Here is a 1,544-nt window from a genome sequence, read left to right as displayed (position 1 = left end):
GAAGAGGCGCAGCAGGTCCGGGCGCAGACAGCCAAACTGCTGAAGTTCATGCTCAGGCGCGTGAAGTCAGCCAAACCAATAATAGCAGAACAGCTCCGGCTGCTGATGCGGCTGCTCCGCAGCAGGCTGATCCTGCCCCAGTTGAAGCAGAAGGACAGGGAAATGGAACGACGACCATTCTGCCGCAAACCGGTTCAGAAGCAGAACGCTTGGCCTTTCTCGGAATGGCTCTGGGAATTGCCACTTTGGCTGGTGCCCAAAAAGGCCGCCGCAGAGATGAAGAACTGTAAGCAAACAGTTTAGTTCCCACTCTCCAGACTGTCGGATCGAACATCCGCCAGCACTTGAGAAAAAATGGGAATCTAAATTAGAATGATTAGCAGACAAAACCGTTCAGTAATGAGCGGTTTTTTTATGATGGTTTCCGGCTGTTTTTCTCGCAGAGAAAAACAAAAACCACCAGCTATGCTGCGCTGGTGGCTGATCATACTCTTCGAAAATCTCTTCAAACTAGGTCAGCGTCGCCTTATTGCTAAGCGAAAAGCTGAGGTCTTTTTCTTTGCCTCGCTCAAAAGCTCCAGTGGAAGATTTTGAAGCGGTGAAGGAGCTTCTACTAAGAACTGTCAGCTGTATCGGCGTGCAGCTGATGCAAGCTTTACTTGCCTTAGCTGCAATCTACAACAGCCTCCCACACTCTTGGAAGACTCCCTGACCACAGCGGCAGCTGACAATGTCTTATGACTGTTAAGAGACTATTTGTCCACTGTCTTTCACTATTCAAGGAAAGCAAAAGAGAGAAGAATCGTTGCTTCTGAACAAGTCTATCGGTACAAGGCTTCTGATGTTCGAAGAGCAGAAATGACTATACTATTTGACCGCCCCGCCGGTCACGCCTTCTACATAGTATTTCTGCATAAAGATAAAGAGGAGGGTGATCGGGATAGCGATGATGATGGCCCCGGCTGTGAAAGGCAGGAACCACTGGTTGATGGCATCCTTATTGAGCATCTGGAAGAGCCCCAAAGCAACGGTGTATTTATCCTTAACATCGCCTAGGATGACAGAGGCAAAGATAAAGTCAATCCAAGGTCCCATGAAGGCCATCAGTGCTGTATAAACGATGATGGGCTTGGACAGCGGCAGGGTGATGGTCCGGAAGATTTGGAAGCGGGTAGCCCCGTCAATCATGGCTGACTCGTCCAGAGAGTAGGGGATAGTATCAAAGAAGCCTTTGGCGATATAGAAGCCCAGCGCTGCTCCGGCAGAATAAACCAAAATCAGGGATGTCAGGGTCTGAGTCAGATTGAGGGCCTTGAGGATATAGTAGACAGCAATCATGGACATGAAGCCCGGAAACATATTAAGGACCAGTGCCAATTTCAGGAAGCCGTTTTTGTGCTTGAACTTAATCCGGCTGAGTGAGTAGGCCATGCCAACTGTAATCAAAGTAGACAGGATGCAGGTAGCCGTCGCCACAATCAGGGTATTGATAAACCACCGAGCAAAAGGATAAGCGCTGTTATTAAACAGCCTCACATAATTGT

The 1,544-nt window shown here is 48.7% G+C and carries 2 protein-coding genes and 1 pseudogene; 2 read left to right on the top strand and 1 reads right to left on the bottom strand.

Annotated features, from left to right (window positions below):
* Positions 1-290 (top strand): annotated as a pseudogene (locus STRDD11_RS13740) (secretion protein); the annotation flags it as partial.
* Between the two features lie 82 nt (positions 291-372).
* Positions 373-594 (top strand): hypothetical protein, encoded by a 222-nt coding sequence (locus tag STRDD11_RS11655; protein ID WP_128837429.1) that lies wholly within the window; start codon positions 373-375, stop codon positions 592-594.
* Between the two features lie 273 nt (positions 595-867).
* Here STRDD11_RS11655 and STRDD11_RS11650 read toward each other — a convergent pair.
* Positions 868-1,544: sugar ABC transporter permease (locus STRDD11_RS11650; RefSeq protein ID WP_128837496.1), on the bottom strand; the 677-nt coding region annotated here is incomplete at its 5' end.

Source organism: Streptococcus sp. DD11 (genome assembly GCF_001578865.1).
Classification (GTDB): Bacteria; Bacillota; Bacilli; order Lactobacillales; family Streptococcaceae; genus Streptococcus; species Streptococcus panodentis.
Note: the sequence above shows the minus strand (reverse complement) of the source record. Positions and strands in the feature narration are given on the sequence as shown.